Source organism: uncultured Arcticibacterium sp. (assembly GCF_964021845.1).
GTDB lineage: Bacteria > Bacteroidota > Bacteroidia > Cytophagales > Spirosomataceae > Arcticibacterium.
Genome location: NZ_CAXHZC010000001.1, coordinates 240173 through 265720 on the forward strand (window position 1 = coordinate 240173; position 25548 = coordinate 265720).

Annotated in this window: 19 protein-coding genes; 14 read left to right on the forward strand and 5 right to left on the reverse strand. The window is 37.3% G+C overall.

Annotation, left to right across the window (positions count from 1 at the left end; genetic code table 11):
• Positions 1-23: 23 nt before the first annotated feature.
• The 4 genes from AADJ06_RS00915 to AADJ06_RS00930 all read left to right on the forward strand — a co-directional run bounded on the left by AADJ06_RS00915 (position 24) and on the right by AADJ06_RS00930 (position 3603).
• Positions 24-1487, forward strand: a complete 1464-nt coding sequence (locus tag AADJ06_RS00915) for a sulfatase-like hydrolase/transferase (protein WP_341224506.1) — start codon at positions 24-26, stop codon at positions 1485-1487.
• 4 nt (positions 1488-1491) lie between these two features.
• Complete coding sequence (locus tag AADJ06_RS00920) at positions 1492-2232, forward strand: DUF6250 domain-containing protein (protein WP_341224507.1); 741 nt, start codon at positions 1492-1494, stop codon at positions 2230-2232.
• A 312-nt stretch (positions 2233-2544) separates the two neighbouring features.
• Positions 2545-3237 (forward strand): hypothetical protein, encoded by a 693-nt coding sequence (locus AADJ06_RS00925; RefSeq protein WP_341224508.1) that lies wholly within the window; start codon positions 2545-2547, stop codon positions 3235-3237.
• Positions 3238-3270: 33 nt separating this feature from the next.
• Positions 3271-3603, forward strand: coding sequence for a hypothetical protein (locus AADJ06_RS00930; protein ID WP_341224509.1), 333 nt, complete (start codon positions 3271-3273; stop codon positions 3601-3603).
• 366 nt (positions 3604-3969) lie between these two features.
• Here the strand turns inward: AADJ06_RS00930 and AADJ06_RS00935 are convergent, their stop codons facing one another.
• Positions 3970-5751 carry a RagB/SusD family nutrient uptake outer membrane protein gene (locus AADJ06_RS00935; RefSeq protein ID WP_341224510.1) on the reverse strand — a complete coding sequence of 594 codons (1782 nt, stop codon included), beginning with the start codon at positions 5749-5751 and terminating at the stop codon, positions 3970-3972.
• Positions 5752-5783: 32 nt separating this feature from the next.
• Complete coding sequence (locus AADJ06_RS00940) at positions 5784-8999, reverse strand: TonB-dependent receptor (protein WP_341224511.1); 3216 nt, start codon at positions 8997-8999, stop codon at positions 5784-5786.
• Positions 9000-9638: 639 nt separating this feature from the next.
• Between AADJ06_RS00940 and AADJ06_RS00945 the strand changes: the two genes are divergently transcribed.
• Positions 9639-10838 (forward strand): glycoside hydrolase family 88 protein, encoded by a 1200-nt coding sequence (locus tag AADJ06_RS00945; RefSeq protein ID WP_341224512.1) that lies wholly within the window; start codon positions 9639-9641, stop codon positions 10836-10838.
• 419 nt (positions 10839-11257) lie between these two features.
• A complete protein-coding gene (locus AADJ06_RS00950; protein ID WP_341224513.1) occupies positions 11258-12469 on the forward strand; it encodes a saccharopine dehydrogenase family protein in 1212 nt (403 codons plus the stop codon).
• Positions 12470-12594: 125 nt separating this feature from the next.
• Here the strand turns inward: AADJ06_RS00950 and AADJ06_RS00955 are convergent, their stop codons facing one another.
• Complete coding sequence (locus AADJ06_RS00955; protein ID WP_341224514.1) at positions 12595-13188, reverse strand: DUF6331 family protein; 594 nt, start codon at positions 13186-13188, stop codon at positions 12595-12597.
• A gap of 116 nt (positions 13189-13304) precedes the next feature.
• Between AADJ06_RS00955 and AADJ06_RS00960 the strand changes: the two genes are divergently transcribed.
• Entirely contained in the window at positions 13305-16490 is a 3186-nt protein-coding gene (locus AADJ06_RS00960) for an amidohydrolase family protein (protein WP_341224515.1), read from the forward strand.
• A gap of 40 nt (positions 16491-16530) precedes the next feature.
• Here the strand turns inward: AADJ06_RS00960 and AADJ06_RS00965 are convergent, their stop codons facing one another.
• Entirely contained in the window at positions 16531-18390 is a 1860-nt protein-coding gene (locus AADJ06_RS00965) for a tetratricopeptide repeat protein (protein WP_341224516.1), read from the reverse strand.
• Between the two features lie 176 nt (positions 18391-18566).
• Between AADJ06_RS00965 and AADJ06_RS00970 the strand changes: the two genes are divergently transcribed.
• The 3 genes from AADJ06_RS00970 to AADJ06_RS00980 all read left to right on the forward strand — a co-directional run bounded on the left by AADJ06_RS00970 (position 18567) and on the right by AADJ06_RS00980 (position 20981).
• Complete coding sequence (locus AADJ06_RS00970) at positions 18567-19196, forward strand: response regulator transcription factor (RefSeq protein ID WP_341224517.1); 630 nt, start codon at positions 18567-18569, stop codon at positions 19194-19196.
• A 207-nt stretch (positions 19197-19403) separates the two neighbouring features.
• The gene (locus AADJ06_RS00975; RefSeq protein ID WP_341224518.1) at positions 19404-19730 is read left to right on the forward strand and encodes a LytTR family DNA-binding domain-containing protein; all 327 of its coding nucleotides are present in this window, start codon (positions 19404-19406) and stop codon (positions 19728-19730) included.
• A 15-nt stretch (positions 19731-19745) separates the two neighbouring features.
• Positions 19746-20981, forward strand: coding sequence for a hypothetical protein (locus tag AADJ06_RS00980; RefSeq protein WP_341224519.1), 1236 nt, complete (start codon positions 19746-19748; stop codon positions 20979-20981).
• A 137-nt stretch (positions 20982-21118) separates the two neighbouring features.
• Here the strand turns inward: AADJ06_RS00980 and AADJ06_RS00985 are convergent, their stop codons facing one another.
• On the reverse strand, positions 21119-21289 hold the full coding sequence (locus AADJ06_RS00985; RefSeq protein ID WP_341224520.1) for a hypothetical protein: 171 nt from the start codon (positions 21287-21289) through the stop codon (positions 21119-21121).
• A 480-nt stretch (positions 21290-21769) separates the two neighbouring features.
• Between AADJ06_RS00985 and AADJ06_RS00990 the strand changes: the two genes are divergently transcribed.
• From AADJ06_RS00990 to AADJ06_RS01005, 4 genes are all read left to right on the forward strand, one after another.
• A complete protein-coding gene (locus AADJ06_RS00990; protein ID WP_341224521.1) occupies positions 21770-22606 on the forward strand; it encodes a TonB family protein in 837 nt (278 codons plus the stop codon).
• Between the two features lie 128 nt (positions 22607-22734).
• Positions 22735-23391 (forward strand): MCP four helix bundle domain-containing protein, encoded by a 657-nt coding sequence (locus AADJ06_RS00995; RefSeq protein WP_341224522.1) that lies wholly within the window; start codon positions 22735-22737, stop codon positions 23389-23391.
• Between the two features lie 39 nt (positions 23392-23430).
• Positions 23431-24564 carry a carboxynorspermidine decarboxylase gene (gene nspC / locus AADJ06_RS01000; protein WP_341224523.1) on the forward strand — a complete coding sequence of 378 codons (1134 nt, stop codon included), beginning with the start codon at positions 23431-23433 and terminating at the stop codon, positions 24562-24564.
• A gap of 100 nt (positions 24565-24664) precedes the next feature.
• On the forward strand, positions 24665-25504 hold the full coding sequence (locus AADJ06_RS01005) for a Nif3-like dinuclear metal center hexameric protein (RefSeq protein ID WP_341224524.1): 840 nt from the start codon (positions 24665-24667) through the stop codon (positions 25502-25504).
• Positions 25505-25548: the final 44 nt, after the last annotated feature.

Consider the following 25548-nt stretch of genomic DNA (forward strand, 5'->3'; position numbering starts at 1 on the left):
CCCTATAGAACAAAACTTATAAAATGAAAAACTACGCTATTCTACTTGTGATTTTGGGAACCTTGTTTTCTTGCACTTCAGCGAACAATGAGGAGTCAAAAGAGCAGAAAAGACCCAATTTACTTTTTGTGTTGGCAGACGATCAATCTCCTTTTGACTTACAAACCTATGACCCAAACTCCATTCTAGAAACGCCTAACATTAGCAAATTAGCTAAAGAGGGAATTGTGATAGAGTCGGCCAGACACATGGGCTCTATGAATGGGGCTGTTTGTACGCCATCAAGACACATGACCATGTCTGGTAGAACGCTTTGGCATCTTCCAAACAGTGCCAAGGTTCAAAAGGACACCAGCTATAACATGATAGACGACCAAACCATAGGGGCAATCTTTAACAGAGCAGGTTACAAAACCATGAGAACCTGTAAAAAAGGAAACTCATACCCTAATGCCAATAAGCAGTTTACGGTAGTTCGTGACGCTACTAAACGAGGCGGAACAGAAGAAAGTGGTAGTGCATGGCACTCAAAACAAGTCTTGGAATATCTTGATGATAGAGAAGCCACCAAAGAGCAAGACCCGTTTTTTGTTTACTTAGGGTTCTCTCACCCTCACGACACCCGAAACGGAACACCTGAATTATTAGAAAAATATGGTGCAACAAACCATACGGACAAAAACAGCTTGCCATTGGCTAATCCCAAGCAGCCTATTCTACAAGATAATTATTTAGAAGCCCACCCCTTCTTTCATGGGCATCCAGAATTAAGAGATGAAGAGCGAGTAAGTGGTGTATGGAAAAACAGAGACGAAAACACCATTAGAAATGAACTTGGAAGAGAATACGCTTGCTCTGAAAATATTGATATTCAACTAGGTAAGGTACTTAAAAGATTAGAAGAACTTGGCGAATTAGACAATACCTATATCATTTATACTGCCGACCACGGCATGGCCATAGGAAGACACGGTTTGCAGGGGAAACAAAACCTTTATGAGCATACATGGCGTGTTCCTTTTATCATAAAAGGACCTGGTTTAGCTGCAAATAAGCGTGCCGAAGGCAACATTTATCAGCTAGACCTATTGCCAACTTTATGTGAATTAGCAGGCATAGAAATCCCAGAAACGGTAGAAGGGAAAAGTTTTGTGTCTGTATTAAATGGTGAAAAAGATGTCATTAGAGATGTGATGTATGGCGTTTATGCAGGCGGAACAAAGCCAGGCATGCGTACTGTCAAAAGCGGCGACTGGAAACTCATAAAATATGATGTGATGGATGGAGCAGTAAGAGAAACCCAGCTGTTTAATTTGGCTGAAAACCCAAACGAGTATTTACCAGAGCATAAAAAATCAGGTGAAATGGAAACCGACCTTGCGGAAAACCCAAAATATGCCGCTAAGCTAGCGGAAATGGAAGCCTTGTTATTAGAACAAATGGAACAGCACGACGACCCATACAGACTTTGGAATCAAACGAAATAAAATTATGAAAATTAAGTGGCTACTTTCAGCATCAAGCATTGCACTTTTTACGGTTGCGGTGTCATGTAATGTCAATACTAAGCAGGTTATCATTAAAGACAAAAGCTATAAGAGCAAGTTGATTTTTGAGGATGATTTTGACAAAGGTTTAGAAAACTGGAAAGTAGAGCAAATGCCCAAGGGAAATACCTTTGTTAGTAATAGCAAACTAGAAATAGATGATGTTTCTGGCTGCACGGTTTGGCTTAATAAAAAGCTAGAAGGGGCTATTAGCATAGAATACGACGTTTTTATTATTCAAGATGGAGGTGCTAACGACCGCGTGTCAGACCTTAACTGTTTCTGGATGGCCAATGACCCAGAGAATCCTGAAAACCTATTTGCGGCATCAGAAAAACGTGGTGGTAAATTCTCAAATTATGATTCGCTGAGACTATATTATATGGGTGTGGGTGGAAACGACAACGGCACCACCAGATTTAGAAGATACATAGGAAATGGCGAAAGACCCCTCCTACCCGAGCACGACTTAAAAGACGCCGAATACATGCTTGAACCTAACAAAACCTACCACATTAAGATTATAGCAAAAAACAATACGGTGCAGTATTATAAAGATGATGTTTTGTTTGTAGACTTCACTGACGAAAACCCTTATACGTCAGGCCATTTTGGCTTTAGAACTGTTAAAAATCACATGACCGTAGACAACTTTAAGGTGTATCAGATTGAAGCTGAACAATAAGCGTTTATCTGGAGACTTAACACCTACTATTATTTAGCAGCATTAAAGACTAAATTTTGCTAAAAACCATTGCTTCGGCAATATGCTTGAAGAAGGAACTAATATTAATTACAATCAAATGTTGCTGTGTCACCATAGTACTAAAACAACAGAAACCTCTCCGACTGCAGGCGGGGGTACACGCATGTAGTAGCATTGAATACTTTTTCGGTAATTAAAAACCTCCTAGATTAGATAAAATATTTGCGATATATCGGACATATGTCCTGATATATCGCTGTTGGGAAGCATTGAAAACGACCGCAGTACTTAATGAGGCAGATTAAAACATTTAGCGATTCTAGACTTGATACACAGTGTGCATATTGTGGTGCATATCCTGAGAATAGAGACCATGTTCCTTCAAAGATTCTTCTTGACAAACCTTATCCTGAGAATCTTCCTGTTGTTCCTTCCTGTGTTGATTGTAATAGTGGATTCTCAATTGATGAAGAATATTTTGCTTGTGCTATTGAATGTGCTTCATGTGGTACTACTGATATTGATAAATTATCGAGAGAATCTATTAAAAGGACTCTAACTCGAAACAACAAACTTCATGACAGACTTAAACTCGCATTGAATACCGATAAAGATGGTGGATTAAACATTGAGATAGAAAGATTTGAGAAGGTCTTGTTAAAATGTGCTCATGGACATTTAAAGTTTGAAAATAGTGAAACAGAATTTTCTAGACCAGACCAAGTTTGGTTTAAACCAATTCATTCATTGACTGAGGAGGAAGAATGTATTTTCTTTTCTGTATCTGAAATGATAAAAGCTCCAGAAATAGGTAGTCGGGCTATGCACAGATTGTATATAAATGAAGATGGGAAACCAATGGAGCATTGGATTAATGTACAAGATAATGTTTATTGCTATTTTGTATCAACATCAGTGGATGTAAAGATTGTTAGAATGATAATACGAAATTATTTAGCTTGCGAAATTGCGTGGCACAGATAAATGTTTTGATTCATAAATATTTGACAATAAAATATGAAGAAAATTAAATTAACTCCATTACAAGATATCGACCCAAATCAAGAATTTTGGCCCGGCACTAAATTGAGAGAGTTAAATGTTGGAATGAATGTGGAAGATAAGAGTGAGGATTTTTACGACTACATTTTAGCTTATGCAAATTGGGATAGTGGTTCAATGATGATTGTGAATATTACAGAAAATAACTCAAAAGCTGGCTCTGTTTATAGTGGGGTAATTCCTATTAGAACAGATTTAGGAAAAGCTATTGTGACTAAGGCAGGATTTCAACATACACTTGGAAAAGAATTATACGATTGGTATTTGATATTAGAAGAATATGAATAACAACGACTTGCCAATCGAGTAGACGGTCGGAGGCCGTAAAGCGTACGGTACGCCTCTGGTTCGCCAGCCCGGTCACACCACAATTCCATTGCGGCCTTCGTACGGTACTAGGCGTCCCCGTTTGAATCTCGGGTTGTAGGCGTTGATAGTAATCCAGCATACTTTCGTAACCTTAAATTTCAAGTGTGATAGTTGTATTTAATTCCGACTGCTATCGATAGAGCATTGAGCTGCTTCCTGGCAGACCTAATGCAAAAAAGCACTCCACATTCTTTAGACATTGACCCAAAGAAAAACGACTACAGACAATTGTCCGTAGCCGTTCCGAAACCTCTTTAACTATTGTTTTCTTTATTACTAACCAATTTAGTATCCTGGGTTTTGTCTTAAGCTGCTATTTAAACCCGTCTGAGATGTAGGTAATGGGAATAAATAATCATCTTTAGTAAAGTTACGTATTGTAGATGGCTGTACTATAAGACACCTTCTTTCACCTACTCCAGTCATAGTGCTTTCTTCTCCGTAACCATATTTAGAAGGATCATATAAGTCAATATTATCTTCATAAACAGTACCTTCTATCACCGCACCATAGATAGTTTCACCTAACTCTTGCTCTGCAATTCCCCAACGCTTTAGATCATTAAACCTTGTACCACCTTCAGCAAACAGCTCAATAGTACGCTCTCTTCTAATTTCAGTTTTTAAGTCCATGTTATTAGCAGACAAAAACGCGTTAGTTATTCCAGGTAAACCTGCTCTAGCTTTCACCAAGTTAATAGACTCAGCCATTTGAGCATCAGTCAAACTACCATTAAGTTCATATAAAGCCTCCGCATACGTTAAGTATACTTCTGCCAAACGTATAAATGGCATATCATAGGCTTCCGTTGTAGTAGCTCTATAAGCTTGGTCTGTTCCCCATTTCCAGCTCATAAACTTAGAGTTGAAGTAACCGAAGTTATTTGTACCACTTAAAAGCACATCGCCATTTTGAGGTATCTCACCAAGGTTTTTATGGTATGTGAAATATGCTCTCATTCTATAGTCCCTGTTCTGGAACTCATCAGGCGTATTTTCATAGCCCTGGAACTTAGGAGATTGGTCTATTGGTAAACCGTCGTCGCATAAAAACATATCTACCATTTTTCTGCTCGGTTTTACTCTACCTTCAAATACATGACTTACTAATGTTCCAGCTTGTCTGAAAGTGAAATCGTATTTATTATAGAAAATAAATTCCTTATTTGTCGCCTTATCTAATCCAGCTGGATTAGAACCACCATCTTCTAGGTTAAACAAGAAGTTTGAGCTCAACTTGTCAAGGTCATCATTGTGATCCCAAAGTTCATAACCACCGTTATCCATTACCGTTTTAGATAAAGTAGCTGCTTCTTGAAGGTAAGTATTAATATTAGCTTCAGAAAAACCTGCACTACCAGCTCCTGTAGAAGAACCGTCTCCGTCGGTGCTAGTACCTACATACTTCATCCAAGTAGCCTCATGCAAAAGCACTTCTGCTTTAAATGCCATGGCTGCCCATTTGCTAATTTTTCCTTTATCACCACCCGGAATATCTTGCTCTGTTGGTAAACCAGCAATAGCATCATCTAAGTCAGCCAAAATTTGGGCAACTACTTCATACCTGCTATTACGAGCACCAAAAAGCTCTTCTGAATCAACGTCTAAAGGCTCTGTAACGATAGGAACACCTCCAAAGCGTTGCACTAAAAAGAAATACTGCCACGCTCTATGAAATTTAGTAGCAGCTACGTACTCACCAATATCATTTCCTTCATAAGCCTCCGCTCTTGCCAATAAAAGATTCATATCTCTAATGGCAGTATAAGGGCCAGAATAATAAGCATCTTCTGCCGGAGCCTGCGTATCTCCTCTACTGTATTCTTGCATACCACCATCTTCGGTATAACCAACTAAGTCAGAACCATGGTCTGCATATATGCCTTGGTCATTCCATCTAATGAGGTTTGTATAAAATCTATTAGAACCTGTTAAAAAATGCTCAGCTTCTGTATAGTAAACGTCATCCGTTATTGAGGCAGGAGGTGTTAAGTCTATAAACTTATCTTCACAAGATGTAAAGAGCACCATCATGCAGGGTACTATTATGTGTATTATTTTTTTCATTCTTCTGTAATATTTTTTTGTTAAAACTTAGCTTAAAGAGATAATTTTAAGCCCACCGCCCAGGTACGCATGAATGGATAAACGCTTTCGTTTGTACTTGCTCTAAATTCTGGGTCATAACCGTCTTTCACACTTGTAAATTCGAACAAATCATTTCCTGATAAATAAATTCTGATGTTATCAATTGCAGAATTACCCACCTTAACATTTTTAATGTTGTAACCTAGAATTAAAGATTTCAACCTTAAATATCTATTGTTCTGTAATATGTGATCCTTACTTCTGTAATTCCAGCTAGATAATCCACGTTGCGTAGTTAATCTAGGGAACTCTGCATCTGTGTTATCTTCTGTCCATGTTCTTCCTAACCAAGTGTTAGATTGATTCTGCCATTCTGCCTGAAAAGGCTGAGCGAAATAACCTGTTCTGTAAATTTGCTGATTAATAACTCCCTGAAAGAATGAACTTAGGTCAAAATTCTTATACTTGATGTCAAAATTCAAACCGTATACATAGTGAGTAGCATTGTCTCCGTGATAAGTTAAATCATCTGTATTAATGGTTCCATCTCCATTAGAATCAACTACTCTCATATCTCCAGGACGTAAGGCATCATTTGAAGTCTGTGATGGTAATATCCCACCAGCGTTAAGGCTGTTGTAATAAGCATCCACTTCTTCTTGAGAACCGAAATATCCGTCAGTTTCCCACAGGTAGAAAGAGTTAATTGGTTTACCCAAAATATTTCTCCCTGCATCCGCAGCATTTAAATTCTCTACAATAGACTGTGCTCCATCATATTTAGTAATCTCATTTCTGGTATCACTCATGTTAGCACTTACAGTAAAGCTTAAATCCTTACCTATTTTATCTCTATATCCTATCATGGCTTCCCAACCGTTTGTCTCTAAAGTACCGATGTTAGTATATGGAGCCGCAGTTCCCAGCGTTTGAGGTAGAATACCTCTAACTAGCATACCAATATTCTTTTTCTGGAAAAGGTCAAATGAACCAAACACTTTATCTTGTAACAGACCAAAGTCTACACCGATTTCTGTAGTTGCAATACGCTCCCAGGTAGTAGTACTACTAAATAAACTACTGGCACTTGAAGTAGCTTGCTGAGCAGCATTGGTTTGACCAAAAACGGTAGTACCAAAACCTACAGTTGATAAATATCCAAAATTACCTATACCTGAAGTACTTCCTAATTCACCATAACCACCTCTTATTTTTAAGAAGGAAATCAAATCGCTGTCTACTAAGAAATCTTCTCTAGATAATATCCAACCAGCAGATACACTACCGTAGTTAGACCATTTACTACCTTCTGCAAATCTCGAAGAGCCATCACGTCTACCTTGTAATTCGAATAAGTATTTACCCTTGTAATCATAATTCAAACGTCCGATGTAACCGAAAAAGCCCCAAGTATTACCACCACCTGATGTTGTAACCAATTGGTCTGTAGCTCCAATGTTTAAATCATAAACTCCGTAATCCACAAAGCCATTTCTTCTCATATAGTACTCGTCAATCACACTTTTCTCAGCTTCTATACCTACCATACCAGATACATTATGGTCACCAAAGCTATTCGTGTAGTTTAAGAATCCTTTATAATTATTGTACGTTATGTTACCGTCTACGCCATTAGGACCTGTTCCTTCTTCTATAAAAGTGGTATTATTTATATTATTTGAGAACCCTCCTTGCCAGCTATATAGTGGTACCGTTACTGCATACCTTTGCCAAACACTGTTTTGTTTACTTAAAGCATAAGAACCTGTAACACTTAAATGGTCTGTAATATCATATGTAGCCTGTGTTGAGATTTTAAACTGCTCTCTTTTCAGATTTTCACGGCCAGCGTCTTTAACTTGTGCTATTGCATTTCTATCTCCAGTAATGTTGACTCCACCAAAATTGGCATAATACTGTCCGTCGTCATTATAAGTAGGAAATAAAGGAGCATCCCATGTAGCAGCTTCTCTAGCTAAACCAGCAGCTGGTCCAGAAAAACTATTATGAAAATAAGTAATATTGGTATTAAGATTTAATCTATCAGTAATGTCAATACCATAATTTGCAGAGAAGTTATATTTATCAGCAGTGTCGTCAGCAACTTTTAAACCACCAACATTTTTATCATAACCTGCCGACACACGATAATTACTCTTGGCTGTTCCACCAGAAACACTAATGTTTTGCTGAGTTGAAGTAGAGTTACCAAACATTTCATCAAATTTGGCAGAGTTACCTAACCATATATTCCCATTAATAGGCAAATCATAATACCCTTCATATCCAGAAGCTATCTTTTCTACTGTAGAGCGGTCGCTCCAAAAGAAATACCTTGGAGGCTTATTAGAGGCTAAGTCTTCGTCAACAGCCGCTAAGTAAAGCTGTCCATATTCTGACATTGTAGGTGATGGTGGGCGAATCCCCACAGTACCCATACGATAAACAGAACTTATTTCAACTTTAACATCGCCACTCCCTTTTTTAGTGGTTACTAATATAACACCACCCGCAGCACGAGAACCATATACAGAAGCTGACCCACCTTTTAAGACACTGATACTCTCAATATCATTTGGGTTCATATTATTAAAAGTAGATGAGTTTATAGAAGGTATACCATCTATAACTATAAGCGGGTCAATACCATTAATAGAAGAAGCTCCTCTAATTTGGAAATTAACGCCTTCATCACCCGGTCTAGAAGAAGTACGAGAAACTACTAAACCAGGAGTTCTACCTTGAAGAGCCAAAGCAGGACTACCTACCGCTAAATCTTCAAATGCCTCTGATGAAACTTGTTCTACAGAACCTGTTAACGTTTCCTTTTTTGCTGTACCATAACCTACCACGATAACCTCATCAAGCAACCGCTCATCGTCTGCCAAAGTAACGTTAATAATAGTTTGAGTACCTACTTGAATTTCTTGGCTTTGGAAACCAATAAAACTAAATACTAATATGGCATTGGCATCTACATTATCTATAGCATAATTTCCGTCGCTATCTGTAAATGTACCTTTTTGACTTCCTTTCACTAATACATTTACGCCAGGCATTCCCTTATTATCACTTGACGCCACTACTTTTCCAGTTATTCTTGCAGCAGCCTTTGATGCTTCAGCTGCACCTGCTGTTCCAATTGCTCCAGCAGTAATAAAGCCTATTATCCAAAATAGACTTAAAAAGCGGTTCAGATTTCTCCGATAATGTTGAAATTTTATCATATAAATTTTTCAGTTAAGGTTATAAAATGATTTTTGATTTTGATTCAATAAATTGCTTGAACAATATTAGAGACTATCGAGAAAAGGGAGTGTAAATTATTAGCCAAAAGCTATAACACATCGTCCATTTAGGGTGAGTAACTATAAATATTTAACTAGATGAGTGTACTATTTCACGTTTTAAGGTGCTTTTTGTTCTTTTTTTGAGATTTTCTTGCACTTCTGTTTTCGGAGAATTTGTATTTCTTAATTATAAAAAAAAGGCAAATGAATACACGAAGTTTTATATGTATTAAAGCCATTTTATTCTTGCTCCAGACGCTCTCTAATTCATTATAATGTTTGAAAATTCACTGAGATGTGATTTGGTAAGGCAAAAGCAGACAATGTTAAGCGAATGATATTGCATTATTTTTTAAAAACTCACACATTCGAAGAATTCTGAATTCGAAATTCTTCATTTGAGTATCAAAGGTTATTTAGAGAAATAGCAAGCCTCCTGAGGTTTTGAAGATGAATCTAACACGATAATGAGTGATATTTTATAGCCTTTGGTTCATAGTTTATCCAACCAACCTCCTAGAATATTTAAAATTGCAATTCAAGAAAAGAACAATTTTCTCACTTAATTTCAAATAAATGAAAACCCTAAAAGCCTTGTCTTGGCTAGCTGTTTTTTCAGTACTAGCGTGTACTTCATCAGAAGATAATGGACAATCCGACAGCTCTACTGCAGAATATAAAGTTTTGAGCGACTTAGCAGAGAAAACTAAAATTACGGCTAGTGCTCTCACAAAAGTGGATAGTTTCCCTAGAAATATCTCAGAAGGTAAAACCAATTGGAATTTGGTAGATGTTAAAGACTGGTGTAGTGGTTTTTGGCCAGGGGTCTTATGGTATGCTTATGAAGCTTCGGGTGATGAAGCGTTAATGAAAGATGCAATCCGTTTTACCTTACCTTTAAAAGAAATAGCATATAAACCAGCCGAGAATCATGATGTAGGGTTTATGGTGAACTCTAGTTACGGTAATGCATATAGGTTAACTGGAGACGAGGAGTATAAAGAAGTTTTGATAGCTGCCGCCAATAATCTAGTTACACTCTATGACCCTAAAGTAGGCACCATATTATCTTGGCCTAGCCAAATGGAAAATTACCAATACAATACCATAATTGACAATATGATGAACCTAGAACTACTTTTTTGGGCATCAAAAAACGGTGGAGGTCAAAATTTGTATGACGTAGCAATGAGTCATGCTGAAAAAACCATGGAGCATTTAGTACGCTCCGACAGTGCTCTTTACCATGTTGGCTCTTTTGACCAAAAAACTGGAAAATTCTTAAGAGGATATACACATCAAGGTTATGCCACAGAATCTATGTGGGCAAGAGGGCAATCTTGGGGTATTTACGGTTTTTCTGTTGCTTACAGAGAAACTGGCGACGAAGAGTTCTTGAAAACCGCTATAAGATTAACTGAGCATTATATTGACCGCTTGCCGGAAGACGGTATTCCTTTCTGGGATTTTGATGACCCTGCCATACCTAATGCCCCAAAAGATGCGTCTGCAGCAGCTGTGGCGGCCTGCGGAATGTTAGAGCTAGCTGGTTTAGTAGAAGAACCTGCACTTAAAGAAAAATATGAAAAGGCTGCTGAAAGTTACATTAGTAAATTATCAAGTAGTGAATACCTAAGTGGAGACACTAACGAAGCTTTATTGCTACACTCTACTGGGCATTATCCGCATGATTCTGAAATAGATATGCCTATTATTTATGCTGACTATTATTATATGGAGGCCCTTTTAAGATTAAAAAGGTTGAAAAACCCGTAATTAATAAGAGATATCGAATAGGATGAACAAATTTGCAAATGAAACTCATCTCGTTTTGTGAATTTTTAGGGTCAAGAACAAAAGTTGGGGAATTAATTTTCTAAGCATAAATTTGACAAAGTCTAAAAAGGAAGAATTCAATACTTCTACTAAACCTATTTGGGAAGTTTTGATTAAGTCAAAATATATTTCAGTTGTAATCTGAATTTTAATAAAGTCTCAAAAGAACATCAACGCATTGTTAAGAAATTTGATTTTTAATGCAAGGTCTTTATTTAAATAGCTAGAAATCGCAATTTTAATTTCCAAGAATACCAACATTCCCAAAATTCCTTTTTCTTTGCAGAAGAAATTGTTGCCATTAAGGTATCAAATATCAACCTCCTACAGAAGGAGGAAATTAACATCAAAAAACAAACATGTCAAAAGTAATCATCATAGGTGCAGGCGGTGTAGGAACGGTAGTTGCTCATAAATGTGCCATGAATAATTCAGTTTTTACGGATATTATGTTGGCAAGTCGTACAAAGTCAAAGTGCGATAAAATAGCTGCTGACATCAAAGAAATGCACGATGTTAGTATTTCTACTGCCGGTGTTGATGCCGATAATGTACCTGAATTGGTGGCTTTGATTAAGTCATTCGGGCCTAAAATGGTTATCAATGTGGCATTGCCATATCAAGATTTAACTATCATGGATGCCTGCCTAGAAACGGGCGTGCACTATATGGATACAGCCAATTATGAACCTAAAGATGTTGCCAAGTTTGAATACAGCTGGCAGTGGGCGTATCAAGAACGTTTCAAAGAAGCAGGACTGATGGCACTTCTAGGTTGTGGTTTTGACCCAGGCGTTACGCAGGTGTTTACGGCTTATGCCAACAAGCACTATTTTGACGAAATGCACTACCTAGACATCATCGATTGTAACGCTGGTGACCATGGAAAAGCTTTTGCTACCAATTTTAATCCTGAGATAAACATCAGAGAGATTACGCAGCCAGGTAGATATTGGGAAAATGGCGAGTGGAAAGAAATAGAGGCTATGAGCATTCATAAGCCTATAGATTACCCAAATATAGGTGAGAAAGAATCTTATGTTCTTTACCATGAAGAGTTGGAGTCTTTGGTTAAAAACTTCCCAACACTTAAGAGAGCACGCTTCTGGATGACTTTTGGTCAAGCCTATATCACACACTTACAAGTTTTAGAAAATGTAGGTATGACGAGCATAGCTCCAATCAAATTTCAAGGACAGGAGATAGTGCCTTTAGAGTTTTTAAAAGCTGTACTTCCGCCACCAGAATCTTTAGGGGAGAACTATACAGGTCAAACCTCAATCGGTTGTCAAATAAAAGGTATCAAAGATGGCAAAGATAGAACATACTATATCTGGAATAATAGCGACCATGCATTGGCTTACAAAGAAGTGCGTTCGCAAGCGGTTTCTTATACCACAGGTGTGCCAGCCATGATAGGAGCAATGTTAATGCTTACAAACGCAGAGTGGATGAAACCTGGCGTTTATAACTGCGAAGAGCTAAACCCAGACCCATTCATGGAGCAGCTAAACATACACGGTTTGCCATGGAATGAGAAGGTGGATATTGAATTGCCTCATGAGTATTAATAGAAACTCTTAGTTTTGAATAGAAATGACGCTTCTGAATTTGGGGCGTCATTTTTTCATCAATGACCTTTTTTTGAAATTGAGAGTGCATTATTTCTTGAGCAACAAGGATGTTTTAAGGTCCTTTAAGACAAATTGCTCTTCAAATGATTTAGTAATTTCAAGAATACAGTTTTTTCAAAAGATTGGTTTAGTATACTACTGCTGACAGCCAGCTCATTAATTTCTTCAACTTCTTGAATTACCCTGTTCAATTCACTTTTTAAGAACTCGTAATCAAGGTTTTTTAATTGTTTGATATTCTCAATTGTAAAGTCAAAGGCATGTATTCCACAACACATTCTCATGCAAATAGACTCCAAGCCATTAAATATTGGCGTAATTGGTTGTATTAGTTTGTCAATATTTAACCTTGGTTCTGATGCCCAATCGACATCCTTCCAAATAATATAATTTTCGTTTCCTAAATGAATATTATCCAAATTAGTTTTGTCAACCCATTGCTCTTCAGATTTGATGATATCATTTAGATTTCCTCCATTAAAATTCATTGGAAATTCTAAATGAAATATTTTGTTCTTCTTCAAATCAGCAATATTATGTTTAATTTTAAAATCTTCGCCTTCAATCATATGCTGTGATTTTAAAGATTGGAATAAATCAATAATGTCTATTTCATGTATATCTGAAACTATATTTAAATACTCTCCCTCTTTCATTTTTTTCGTTTATAGATTTCTTAAAAGTAACTTTTCGTTATCCTAATATCAAAAGAAACTCGTCTTTAAAAACTAATTTTGGAAAGTAAACTTCAAACTATTACAAACCTTAAACCATGAAAAACAAACTACTCTTAGCTCTATCATTCTGTACGGTCTTAAGCACTACAGCCCAAGAAAAACCAAAATGGGATGTCAGCGAACCTGCACTTCCTTATTCTGAAGTTAAAATAGAAACAGATGAGGGCACTTGGATGAATGTGGATGTAAGTCCAGATGGTGAACAACTAGTCTTTGACCTCCTTGGAGATATTTACACCATGCCTATTTCCGGCGGAAAGGCAAAACTGATAAGCGGTGGGCACACTTTTGAGGTGCAACCTCGCTTTAGCCCTGACGGTAAGAAAATAAGTTTCACGAGCGATAGAGACGGTGCGGATAATATCTGGATGATGAATACCGATGGCTCAGATGCAGAGCAAATTACCAAAGAAGATTTTAGATTGGTTAATAATGCGGTTTGGAGTTTAGATGGCGACTATATCATTTGTAAAAAACATTTTACTTCTGGACGTTCTCTAGGAGCGGGGGAAATTTGGATGTACCATACTTCAGGTGGGAAAGGAATTCAATTGACAAAGAGAAAAAACGACCAACAAGACGTAGGTGAGCCTTGGCTGTCACCTGATGGGAAATACGTTTATTTCAGTGAAGACATGTATCCTGGCGGAGCTTTTCAATATAATAAAGACCCTAACAGCCAGATTTATGTTATTAAACGCTATGGCTTAGAGGATGGTAAAACAGAAACCGTTACGGGTGGTTCTGGCGGAGCTATCCGTCCAGTCATTTCACATAATGGGGAGTTGATGGCCTTTGTGAGACGAATCAGAGAGAAATCTGTTTTGTTTTTACATGACCTTAAAACGGGTAGAGAATGGCCTATTTATAAAGACCTCAGCCAAGATCAACAAGAAACGTGGGCCGTTTTTGGAGCGTTTACAGGTTTCAACTGGACTCCAGACGATAAACATATCATAGTTTGGGCTCAAGGGAAGATTAGAAAAATTGAAGTAGGTTCTGGTGACGCCTCTATTATACCTTTTCAGGCAAGTGCCAATCATAAAATAGTGAACGCTTTACGTTTTAAAAATGACGTGGCACCAGACCAATTCACCGCTAAAGCCATACGCCATGCAGTTACTTCACCAGATGGCAAACTTTTAGTTTTTAATGCGGCGGGCTATTTATGGAAGAAACAATTGCCAGATGGTAAACCAGAAAGATTAACTGATGGCGAAGATTTAGCGTATGACCCTTCTTTTTCAAAAGATGGTTCTAAGCTACTTTATGTAAGTTGGAATGATGTGGAAATGGGTGCGATACATATGCTAGATTTATCAAATTCAGAATCCCAAAAGATAAGCACAGAAAAAGGCATTTATCGAATGCCAGTTTTTTCGCCAATTGATAATGATTTGATAGTCTTCAAAAAGGAAGGTGGCAGTTCAGAATTAGGTTATGAATATACCAAAGAGCCAGGGATTTATATTTTAAACCGTGAGTCTAAGGAGGTCGAAAAAGTAGTCGATGGGGGTGATTTTCCAAGCTTTAATAAAGATGGAAAACGAATCTATTATCAATCGGGCGGTTTGACTAAAACGCTGTATTCTGTGAATTTGGCAGGTGAGGACAAAAGGGAACTTGTTAAATCTAAATACACCAATCGACTGCTGCCAAGCCCAGATGAGAAATGGGTGGCCTTTACCAATTATTTTAAAGTCTATATAGCTGCCATGCCGCTAACAGGACAGACACTTGAAATTGATAATAATACCAAAAGTTTACCCATAGCCCAGTTGGCTAAAGATGCAGGAATTAATATTCATTGGTCAGCGGATAGTAAAAAACTGCATTGGACTATGGGCGAGGAGTATTTCAGTAAAGAAATAAATGAGCGATTTGCATTTTTACCTGGTGCTCCTGACTCACTTACTGGTCCAGATTCCACGGGCCTAAAAATAGGCTTGGTTCTAAAAGCTGATAAGCCGGAAGGAAAAATAGCTTTTACCAATGCTCGAATTATCACTATGAAAAATGATAAGGTGATAGAAAAGGGGACGGTGCTTATTGATGGAAATAAGATATTGGCCGTTGGTAGAGTTTCTATACCTAAAGATGCCAAAGTTATTGATGCCTCTGGCAAAACCATTATGCCTGGTCTTATTGACTCACATGCCCATTTAGGGCAATTTGGAACAGGGCTTAGCCCACAAAAACATTGGCAATATTATGCAAATTTGGCTTATGGAGTCACCACTGCTCATGACCCATCATCTAGTTCAGAACTGGCCTTTTCGCAATCTGAAATGGTGAAAACAGGCACAATGGTAGGGCCAAGACTCTTCACTACCGGAACTATTTTATATGGTGCAGATGCCCTTTTTAAAGCTAATATCAATGATTTAGAAGATGCCAAGTCGGCCGTTTATAGGACTAAGGCTTTTGGGGCATTTACAGTGAAGAGTTATAATCAACCTCGACGAAATCAACGCCAGCAGGTGATTAAAGCTGCTCATGATTTAAAAGTGGCTGTGGTGCCGGAAGGTGGTTCTACTTTCTTTCATAACCTGACCATGGTGCTAGATGGCCATTCCAGTATAGAACATAATATTCCAGTGGCTCCATTATATAATGATGTTATCAAGCTGTGGGGGGCTAGCGGAACATCATATACGCCTACCTTAATCGTTAATTATGGAGCCGTGAATGGGGAGTATTATTGGTATCAAAACACCAATGTTTGGGAAGATAAAAAGCTCTTGACTTTTACCCCAAGAGAAATAATTGATAGCAGGGCTAGGCACAGAACCATGATACCGATGGAAGAATATGAAAACGGTTATATCAAAGTTTCAAAAAGTGCCAAAAAACTAAGTGATGCAGGTGTAAGAGTTAATTTAGGAGCTCATGGGCAACTTCAAGGATTAGGCGTTCACTGGGAGTTATGGATGCTTTCACAAGGAGGAATGACTAATATGGAAGCCCTTAAAACGGCAACAACTAATGGGGCAATGTTGCTGGGAATGGAAGAGGAAATAGGCTCTTTGGAAAAAGGGAAACTGGCAGATTTAATAGTGCTAGATAAGAATCCTTTAGAGAATATCCGTAACTCTAATTCGGTTATCTGGACTATGGTAAACGGCAGGCTTTATGAGTCCAATACCCTTAACGAAAAGGGTAATTATGACAAGTCAAAAGGAGTGTTCTTTTGGGAAGAAGGGAATGCCGTTTTGGATTGAAATTCTCCGAAATTAAACTAAAGCCCTTAGACATCCGATTTTATGATAAAGGTATTTTTATCTTAATGTCACTCCCTTTACTGTTATCTATTGATAGTTTACCATTAAGTTCTTCCACCCTGGTTAAGATACTGCTTATACCCAGGCCTTTTGATTTGATATTGGTAAAACCTATGCCATCATCTGAAACTCTGAGGCTAACATTTTGAGCATCGTCTGATAAAATTATTAAGGCATTTTGAGCATCGGCATGTCTAAGTACATTATTTGTTAATTCTAAAACAATGGCATAGATATTAACATTGGTACGTTGCGGCAATCTTTGATTAAGGCTATGATTAAAGGTGAAATTTGTCTTTTTGGCTGCATTTAATTTTTTGATAAGCCTTTCTATCGCCATTTTAAGACCACCTTTTTTATCCAGCTCCTTCGGTGAAAGATTGTGAGAGATAAGCCTTATATCATTATAGGCATCTGAAGTCATGGTTTTTATATTAGCATAAAGACGCTGTTCTCTTTCATTTAAGGCCTTTGGGTCTAAGGCTTCTAAATTCATGCTTATGGCCGAAAGTACAGAGCCAAGATTATCATGCAAGTCAGAGGCAAGGCGTTTTCTTTCCTTCTGCTGCCCTTTAGAGGTAGCCACCTTTATTTCTTCTAAAGCGGAGAAAAGTTCAGAAGTACGAGTTTGTACTTTCTTTTCAAGCGAGGTGTTTAGAAGTTCAATGTCATTTTTTTGAGCCTCTATAAGCACGTTTTTTCTTTCATTCTTTCTCCATGCAAAAAACGCGAGTAAAACCAAGACAGCCAGAAAGCCTAGGCCACCAGCCAGAGCATATTGGCGGGTTTTTTGAATATTTAATTCCTGATTTAAGAGTTTGTTTTCAGTTTCGCGTTCTTCTGCGTTAAACGTCTCTCTTAGCTGACTCACTCTAGCATTGGTTTGCTCATTTAGGTAAGATTCTGATAACTCTCGAGCTTTTTTATGGGCTTCAAAAGCTTTTTTAAACTGCCCGGCTTCCGTATAGTTCTGGGCCATTATATCTAATGTTTGTAGCTGAAAAGTTTTAGATTCTATTTCGTTGGCAACAGAGAGAGCTTCATTCAATAGTGCTATGGATTTATTCAGCTCACCATTTTTGAGTAAAACAACCGCCATTCCACTCAAATTATGCCATAGGTCTCCTTTATTTTGAAGTTTTCGAGCCATAGCGATATTCTCTTTGAAAATATTTTTTGCTTTACTAAAGTTACCCATGTCTCCGTGTAAAACAGCTAGGTTTACCATGACGGATAATGTTCCCAACGTATCAAATGCAATTGCTTTTAATTCCAAGGACTTTTCATACATCATTAAAGCACTGTCAAGTTTGTTCTCCCTTTTATAAGCTACCCCAAGGTTGGTGAAAAAAGCTGAAGCTGTTTTTGGATTTGACTTTATGAGGGCTTCATTTCTAGTCGGTACTAAGTATATTTCTTTAGCTTCCTGATATCGCTTCATATCCATATAGATAAAGCCCATATCTCCATAAGCTTTTAATTCCTCCTCGGGACGATTAAATTTTTTCGTTAAATCCAGGAAAATAAATTCTTCTTTAAGCGATTCTTCATACATACCACGCCATGCCAATGATAAGCCACAGAACCTGTGGCCATAAATTTGACCAATTTCATTATTTTTTTCATGGCCAAGCTTTTTCATTTGTGTAGCTACTATGAATAGTGAATCCCTTTTTGACTCGTCATAAGTAAATCTAAAAGCTAACTTATTTAAACGGTCAATTTCGGCGTCTCCAGAGGGCGGTTGAGAAAAACTTACAAGGCTGTTCAAAATGCATGGAATCATAAAGAAAATCACTTTGAGAGATTCTTGAAAATATTTGCTGTGTGGTAGCTTCATGAATTACTTTTTTTGAGTTCCTGATTTGTTCGAATTACAAGTAAATGAATAAATGGTGATTAGAAAGGCAAAAGCCTAAGTAATGTACAGAATGTCACCTGATATAGTGACAAAAAATCATGCACTTCTTGTATTGAATTGTTAATTTGCCCTACAGACCTTTGTAAACAAAAGCCATGACTATTAAAGTTTTTATTACTGACGACCATTTATTGATATTGGAGGGACTATCCGCAATATTTGAAACAATAGAATGTATAGAGGTAGTTGGCATAGCTCAATCTGCACAGGAAACACTTCAAAAAATTGCTGTATTGAAGCCTGACTTATTAATAACTGATTATCACATGCCAAAAATGGATGGTCAGGAATTGCTAAGAGAAGTAAAGAAAAGCTTTCCTGAAATAAAAGTTCTCATATTAAGCATGCATGAAGAGATACCAGACATCATAAAGTTATTAAAAGACAAGGCGGATGGTTATATCTTGAAAAATTCAGGAAAAGAAGAGTTTATAGTAGCTATTCAAAAAGTATTTAATGGAGAAAAATACTTTTCATCCTCCATAGTGCAGGATTTAATCTCAGGTTTAGAAAATCCACTACTAGATACCCGCTCACTTTCTAAGCAAGAACTTAAAATTGCGAAAGCATTGACCTGTGGTCTTTCAGGTCCTGAAATAGCTAAAGAATATTTTATCTCCATCAACACTGTCAATACACATAGAAGACGAATCTATTGCAAATTAGGCATCAATAGTTTACAAGAATTGGTTCGTTTAGGTGTTCAAAAAGGCTGGTTAAAATAGCCGTAATCTACTTTGTTTCTACAATTTCTTACCCTGCAAAACTATCAAAAGGACAGAACACTGTGAACGCAGTGTTTTTCTGATCAAACTAAACCAAGTTGATTTGTCAATTTGTAATCAGATCGGGTGACAAAATATCACATGATTATAGAATTGTACTCGGTTGTATTGGTTTCCAACTTTGTGTAAACAAAATGAGCCAAGAAAATGAGTTACAACTTTAATGAGGTACGTGCTATACAAAAAGCACAAATTATTCCGCCAGACATAATAAGGATAGAGGCTGACATTAACTACAGCATTGTTCATCTCACGAGTGGTAAAAAAATAATTCTTGCCAAGACGCTGAAACAATTTCAAGAGATGCTGGATCCTCAAAATTTTGTAAGACCGTGCAGGTCACATCTTATCAATACCAGATTTATTAAAAAAGCAAGCGAAACTAAGGTGATACTTAAAAATGGCTTCCAGTTGCCCGTTTCCAGGAGAAGAAGAATTGGTCTGATGACCATAATTAATATAACCAATAACTAAACATTTATTTAAGCAATGAGAAAAATTATACTACTTTCAAGTGCCTTCTTGTTAAGCATAGGCCTTGGTTTTGGGCAGAGCATAGAGCTAACACCCGATGGATACGATGGAAACCATAGCACAGGGAACCAAATAGAAATAAAAACGAACGCAATTCCCATAGTTAATATGTTTCGTCATAGTGGAACTATCAGTTCACCTGGAGCAACTCCTGCGAATTTCACAATAGGTAGATTTTGGGGTGGGGGCCACTCTGGAGAAGGTTTTGTAGAAGGAACTTCTAGAATAGACTTTAGAACTACTGGCTCTGCTTTCACATCAAAAAACTTCGGTTCATTTATGCGGTTTTATACAACTGCTGAAGGTACGACAACCGCATCGGAACGTATGAGAATAACTGACATTGGCGATGTAGGTATAGGTACAGCGGCTCCAGAAGAGAAACTTCATGTTAAAGGTGGTGACTTCCTTCTTGAAGACACAACGCCTTTCTTTGAACTTAGAAACACTGGAGATGCTGGTGCAAATGGAATTACTTTCGCAAATTCAACTGGTCAGACCAGAGCTCAAATAAAGTATACACCCCTAGATTCGCAAAAGGGAGTAATTCAGATGCTTGAGGGCTCGGGTTCAAATAACGGTTTATTTTTTATTGATGGTCCTGGTACGGCGAATAGCGGAAATAATCTTGGTATTAATGAAGATGAGCCTAGAGCAAGATTACACATTCGTTCTAATAGTCAGCCAACAAACCCTAGTTTGTTAATTGAGGAAAATAATAATGGTTCTGTAGATGCTATAACATTTGAAAATTTTTCCTCTTCAGAAAAATGGCATATAAAATACCAATCTAACGATACTGATGCTAATGCTAACTTTAGAATTAATGCGAGTAATACAGGAGATGTAGCCACTTTTACTGGAGATGGGAACACCAAGTTACACGGTTATACGCAACTCGGAGACTCAGCTCCAAAAATAAAAATGAAAAGGCTTACTGGTACAACTGCTAGCACAGAAGGTACAACATCTTATATCGCTCATGGTTTAGGTGCAAATAGAATTTTAGCGGTAGATGTTCATGTTAATTACGCTACTAATACCTATGTGCCAGAAAATCATCTTGAGCACAGTAATTATCAATTTAGCTATATTCACGATAATGTAAACATAAGAATCTATACAAAAGCTGGTAATAGTGCCAACATATTGAGCAAACCAGTTGTGGTCTTGGTTACCTACGAAGAATAAACAATAAGCGATATACGAAAAGCCATCTTATACTAAAAAATGAGATGGCTTTTTTTCATTGTTAGCCGATACACTTTTTCTGAGAGATTAAACTAACTCAAAACTTAGTCTAAGCCTACTTTCATGGTAGAAATGGCCTACTTTTTACGCATCTTAATTCCGAAATATAGTAGGAGACCTATAACGATAAGCACAAGTATAATTCCAAAATTCATACCTGCTTTAAAGATGCCAGCTATGGCAGCACAGCCAGTTAAAAGGGTGGAAAGGGGTAATAAAAGAGCGGCTACAAATATTGACTTTTTCATGGTGTTCTTTTTTGAGTTTTAATTAAAGCGTTCTTAGTTTTTACTTATTCTTAAAACAATATTCCACATAGCTTTTATGTCCAAAAGCTCTTTTGGGCTACTTTAGATAATAGTTGTAATAAACTATGATTGTGGAATGTGTATTTTAGTTCCCAAGTACTTTACAGCTTAAATCCACACTTACGGGAAGAAAGGATTTAAGAGAGTTTATCCACGCAAAGAAGATGAAACAGGACTTACGCTCAAACTGACATTATCCTTTCGGAATTGAAAATATCCCTTCATAAATGTCTCAAATACACTTTATGCTTCCTGAAAGCTTATAACTAATTTTTTAGTTATAAGCTTTGTTTCTTGAAATATTCCTTATACATTGAGCATAAGAAGGGCCGGCTTCCTGTATCATACTAGTTAATTTCTTATTAAATATTCCAGAATTTCTGGCAGGGGATTTCTTTGACCAAAAAACGAATTTCAATAATGGAAAACGAGAAAGATTTTAAAACACTAGACGACATGCTTTTTGAAAACAGAAATAAAGAGTATGGTGCTTATGACCTCCGAAAAAAGTACAGTTCACATTTGACAAGAGCCTTTGTGCTTGGCGTTTCAGGAGTAGTCTTTATTTCACTTAGTAGTTTTTTTGTAGTAAAATCAAAAACGATAGAAGTGGTGCCACAAGCCAATCCTTACACAGTTCATGATTTGGAAAAGTGGTTTGAACCACCAGTGGATTTGCCAAAAGAAAAAGAGCCGATTCCACCTGTAAAACAAGAAGTTTTTGAGCAGGTTGTGATTCCAGAATTTGTAGAGCCTGTGGCAGATACAAAAGAGATTGTAGAAGCGGATGTTCCTACTGATGAGCAAGTAGAAATAGCAGTTATAAGTACTATCAAACAGGAAGGAAAACCCTCAACGGATATCTTCGAGAATTCTGGACCCAAAATACTAGATGGCTTAGCCATAAAAGCACCAGAACCACCAGTGGAGCCTAAAGTAGAAAAGGAGTTTTTAAGCTCTGAGATTATGCCCGAGTTTGAAGGTGGACTAAAGAAAATGTATAAATGGCTAGGTCGAAACCTCAATTACCCAAGAAATGCCACGGTAAATGGTGTGGAGGGTAAGGTTATAGTGACTTTTATTGTTGAGAAAGATGGAAGCATCTCTGATGTCAAAGTGCTGAAAGGAATAGGTTTTGGCTGCGATGAAGAAGCGGAACGTGTCATTAAAAAAATGCCTAAGTGGAAAGCAGGAATACAAAATGGAAAACCCGTTAGAGTCAGATATACCATTCCTTTGAGTTTTCAAATTAACTAGAACTTAAGAGTGTCTCATTTTTGAGGAGTGTGACACTCTTTTTTAAAACATGTGTTGTTCAAAATGCTAGGAAATACGTATGAATAATTGTATAATTGATGGAAATATTTCAATAAATATATTTGGATATGAGTTTAAAAAAGTGGGCATACGGAATTAAGGGTAAAGTGAAAATAGCAGCAGTGCTTGGTGGCGTACTTTCTCTTTTACTTTGGAGCAATTTGATGGACAGAAAGCGTGTAACACAGCTTCAGACGTCGTTTTCGGCCATATATGAAGATAGACTCATGGTAGAAGGTTTCATTTTTGATTTGTCTTCTATCCTTCATGAGCGAGAGCAGCTAGTAATTAGTAGCTTAAACTCTCATCAACTTAATGCCGCTACCTCAGCTCATTTAAAGGCTTTAGATGTTAAAATGTCTTCTCTGGTAGAAGATTATGCTTCTACTCAATTTACAGATTTAGAGAAAAGAGTTTTCTTAGAATTTAAAGAATTAGTGCCTTCTATCTCTCAAATAGGATATGATTTGAAGGATAATTCTCTTGCTGAAACCAACAAAACGCTCACGCACAAAGGTTTAGCTAAACTTACTGTACTCTCAAATATTCAAACTTCGGAAGGGCAACGACTTTGGGAGGAGACCAATGGTATCATGCTCCAAAAACAATCTTCTTCACAGTTTGAAATCATTTCATTGATAGCTTTAGCCATCATGATTCAGGTTCTTTTGTTTTCTTCCACATCTGTTTTCAAAAAAATCCAGCAGAAACCGCATTTGAACTAAGGGAAATTGCAACTTTTGTAAAAAAAAGAAACCGTTGTAATGGATATTTCATCAATACCCTCTCCTTGTTACGTTTTAGAAGAAGCCAAGTTAGTAGATAATTTAAGGTTAATAAACTCTGTTCAGGAGCAAAGTGGAGGTCATATTATTTTGGCTTTGAAAGGATTTTCCATGTACAAAATGTTTCCGCTGGTTAAGCAATATTTGAGCGGAGCTACGGCCAGTAGTCTAAATGAGGCACGTCTTATTTTTGAGGAAATGAAATGCTTAGCTCATACTTATGCCCCTGTTTATAAACAGGAGGAGTTTGAGGAGTTAATGAGTTATAGTTCACATATTACCTTTAATTCTTTAAACCAATACGAAACCTATAAAGAGCAGGTAAAGAATTACTCTTGCCCTATATCTATGGGTTTAAGAATTAATCCACAATATGCCGAGGTAGAAACCGATATGTATAACCCCTGCATAGTAGGAAGCAGGTTAGGGATTACCAGAGAGGCTTTAGGAAAAGAACTACCAGAAGGTATTGAAGGACTTCACTTTCACTCTTTATGTGAAAATGATTCTTTTGTTTTAGAGCGTACACTTGTTCATGTAGAAGAAAAGTTTGGAGACTTACTGCATCAAGTGAAATGGTTAAATATGGGCGGCGGTCACCTTATGACACGTTCTGGTTATAATATTGGCCATGTTGCCAAGCAAATTGAAAGACTAAGAAAAACGTACAATATTGAAGTGATATTAGAGCCTGGTTCTGCTATAGCTTGGGAAACTGGCGTTTTAGTGTCGACCGTACAAGACATTGTAGATGCTCAGGGGGTTAATGTTGCCATATTAGACGTTAGTTTTGCAGCCCACATGCCAGATACTTTAGAGATGCCTTACAAACCACGTATTTTAGGAGCATATCAGACAGAACTTCCGGGAAAACATAACTATAGAATGGGTGGAACCACATGTTTAGCTGGTGATTTTATGGGAGACTACGCCTTTGACGAGCCTCTAAAGATTGGAGATAAGGTGGTTTTTGATGATATGATTCACTATACCATGGTGAAAACTACCACTTTTAATGGCGTTGGTTTGCCTTCTATTGGTGTTCTTAAATCAGACGGTAGTTTTGAATTGCATAAGAGCTTTGGCTACCAGACCTTCAAAGAGAAACTATAAAGGCTTCTTTACCTGAAAATTAGAAGTATGGAGGATTTATCTAATGGTAAGGTTTGAGTAGGAATTATCCATTATTTTTGTTCAACCATAAGAACCCAAAATGAAAAAGATAATCTTAGTGCTTCTTGCTTTTTGCACTTCGCCCAGTTTTGGGCAGCTTACAGCAAATGATGTAATCAATAAAATTAAGGCTGCGGTAAACTGTGAATGGTCTGCTGAAACTGTGGATAACGTAAAGGCTGGTGACCCTAATACGGAAGTAAAAGGAATAGCTACCACTTTTATGGCTACGCTAGAGGTGCTCCGAAAGGCAAATGCCACGGGCTTGAATTTTGTAATTACGCATGAGCCTACTTTTTACTCGCATACAGATGACTTAAGTACACACGCCGACTCTCCAATTCAGCAAGCTAAACTGAAGTTTATAGAAGATAATAATATGGTGGTTTGGCGTTTTCATGACCACATTCACAAGAACAATCCTGACATGATTTATGAAGGCGTGATTGATGTTTTTGACTGGAAACAGTACAGAAAGGACGGTGTGTTTTTTGAGATTCCAGAAATGACCTTAGCAGAGATAGTAGCCGATATTGAAACTAAGTTTGGAGCTAAAACACTTAGAACTGTAGGTGACCCAGAAGAGAAATTTACTAATGTAGGCATGGCTTTAGGTGCTTCGGGCTCTGGAAGTCATTTTAATAGATTAGCTAATCCAGCCACAGAGCTTTTAATAGTAGGGGAGACCAATGAATGGGAAACGGTACCTTATGTACAAGATGCCATTTCGCTAGGTTACAAGAAGGCTTTAATAGTGATGGGTCATGCGGATTCTGAAGAGGCGGGTATGGCTTACTTTGCCAAATGGTTACAAGAACTTTATGAGGAAGTGCCTATTAAATTTATAGAAGCTAAAAATCCATATTGGCGTTCTAAATAGGTTTTTAATCAATCTGAATTATAATAGTTGACGTGTCAATCCGT

Excerpts from the sequence above, each read along its gene's own strand:
- AADJ06_RS00945 (WP_341224512.1), top strand. The coding sequence starts at position 9,639 with ATGAAAACCCTAAAAGCCTTGTCTTGGCTAGCTGTTTTTTCAGTACTA.
- AADJ06_RS00985 (WP_341224520.1), bottom strand. The coding sequence starts at position 21,289 with ATGAAAAAGTCAATATTTGTAGCCGCTCTTTTATTACCCCTTTCCACC.
- AADJ06_RS00950 (WP_341224513.1), top strand. The coding sequence starts at position 11,258 with ATGTCAAAAGTAATCATCATAGGTGCAGGCGGTGTAGGAACGGTAGTT.
- AADJ06_RS00955 (WP_341224514.1), bottom strand. The coding sequence starts at position 13,188 with ATGAAAGAGGGAGAGTATTTAAATATAGTTTCAGATATACATGAAATA.
- AADJ06_RS00965 (WP_341224516.1), bottom strand. The coding sequence starts at position 18,390 with ATGAAGCTACCACACAGCAAATATTTTCAAGAATCTCTCAAAGTGATT.
- AADJ06_RS01005 (WP_341224524.1), top strand. The coding sequence starts at position 24,665 with ATGAAAAAGATAATCTTAGTGCTTCTTGCTTTTTGCACTTCGCCCAGT.
- AADJ06_RS00925 (WP_341224508.1), top strand. The coding sequence starts at position 2,545 with ATGAGGCAGATTAAAACATTTAGCGATTCTAGACTTGATACACAGTGT.
- AADJ06_RS00940 (WP_341224511.1), bottom strand. The coding sequence starts at position 8,999 with ATGATAAAATTTCAACATTATCGGAGAAATCTGAACCGCTTTTTAAGT.
- AADJ06_RS00975 (WP_341224518.1), top strand. The coding sequence starts at position 19,404 with ATGAGTTACAACTTTAATGAGGTACGTGCTATACAAAAAGCACAAATT.
- AADJ06_RS00930 (WP_341224509.1), top strand. The coding sequence starts at position 3,271 with ATGAAGAAAATTAAATTAACTCCATTACAAGATATCGACCCAAATCAA.
- AADJ06_RS00960 (WP_341224515.1), top strand. The coding sequence starts at position 13,305 with ATGAAAAACAAACTACTCTTAGCTCTATCATTCTGTACGGTCTTAAGC.
- AADJ06_RS00995 (WP_341224522.1), top strand. The coding sequence starts at position 22,735 with ATGAGTTTAAAAAAGTGGGCATACGGAATTAAGGGTAAAGTGAAAATA.
- AADJ06_RS00990 (WP_341224521.1), top strand. The coding sequence starts at position 21,770 with ATGGAAAACGAGAAAGATTTTAAAACACTAGACGACATGCTTTTTGAA.
- nspC (WP_341224523.1), top strand. The coding sequence starts at position 23,431 with ATGGATATTTCATCAATACCCTCTCCTTGTTACGTTTTAGAAGAAGCC.
- AADJ06_RS00915 (WP_341224506.1), top strand. The coding sequence starts at position 24 with ATGAAAAACTACGCTATTCTACTTGTGATTTTGGGAACCTTGTTTTCT.
- AADJ06_RS00980 (WP_341224519.1), top strand. The coding sequence starts at position 19,746 with ATGAGAAAAATTATACTACTTTCAAGTGCCTTCTTGTTAAGCATAGGC.
- AADJ06_RS00935 (WP_341224510.1), bottom strand. The coding sequence starts at position 5,751 with ATGAAAAAAATAATACACATAATAGTACCCTGCATGATGGTGCTCTTT.
- AADJ06_RS00920 (WP_341224507.1), top strand. The coding sequence starts at position 1,492 with ATGAAAATTAAGTGGCTACTTTCAGCATCAAGCATTGCACTTTTTACG.
- AADJ06_RS00970 (WP_341224517.1), top strand. The coding sequence starts at position 18,567 with ATGACTATTAAAGTTTTTATTACTGACGACCATTTATTGATATTGGAG.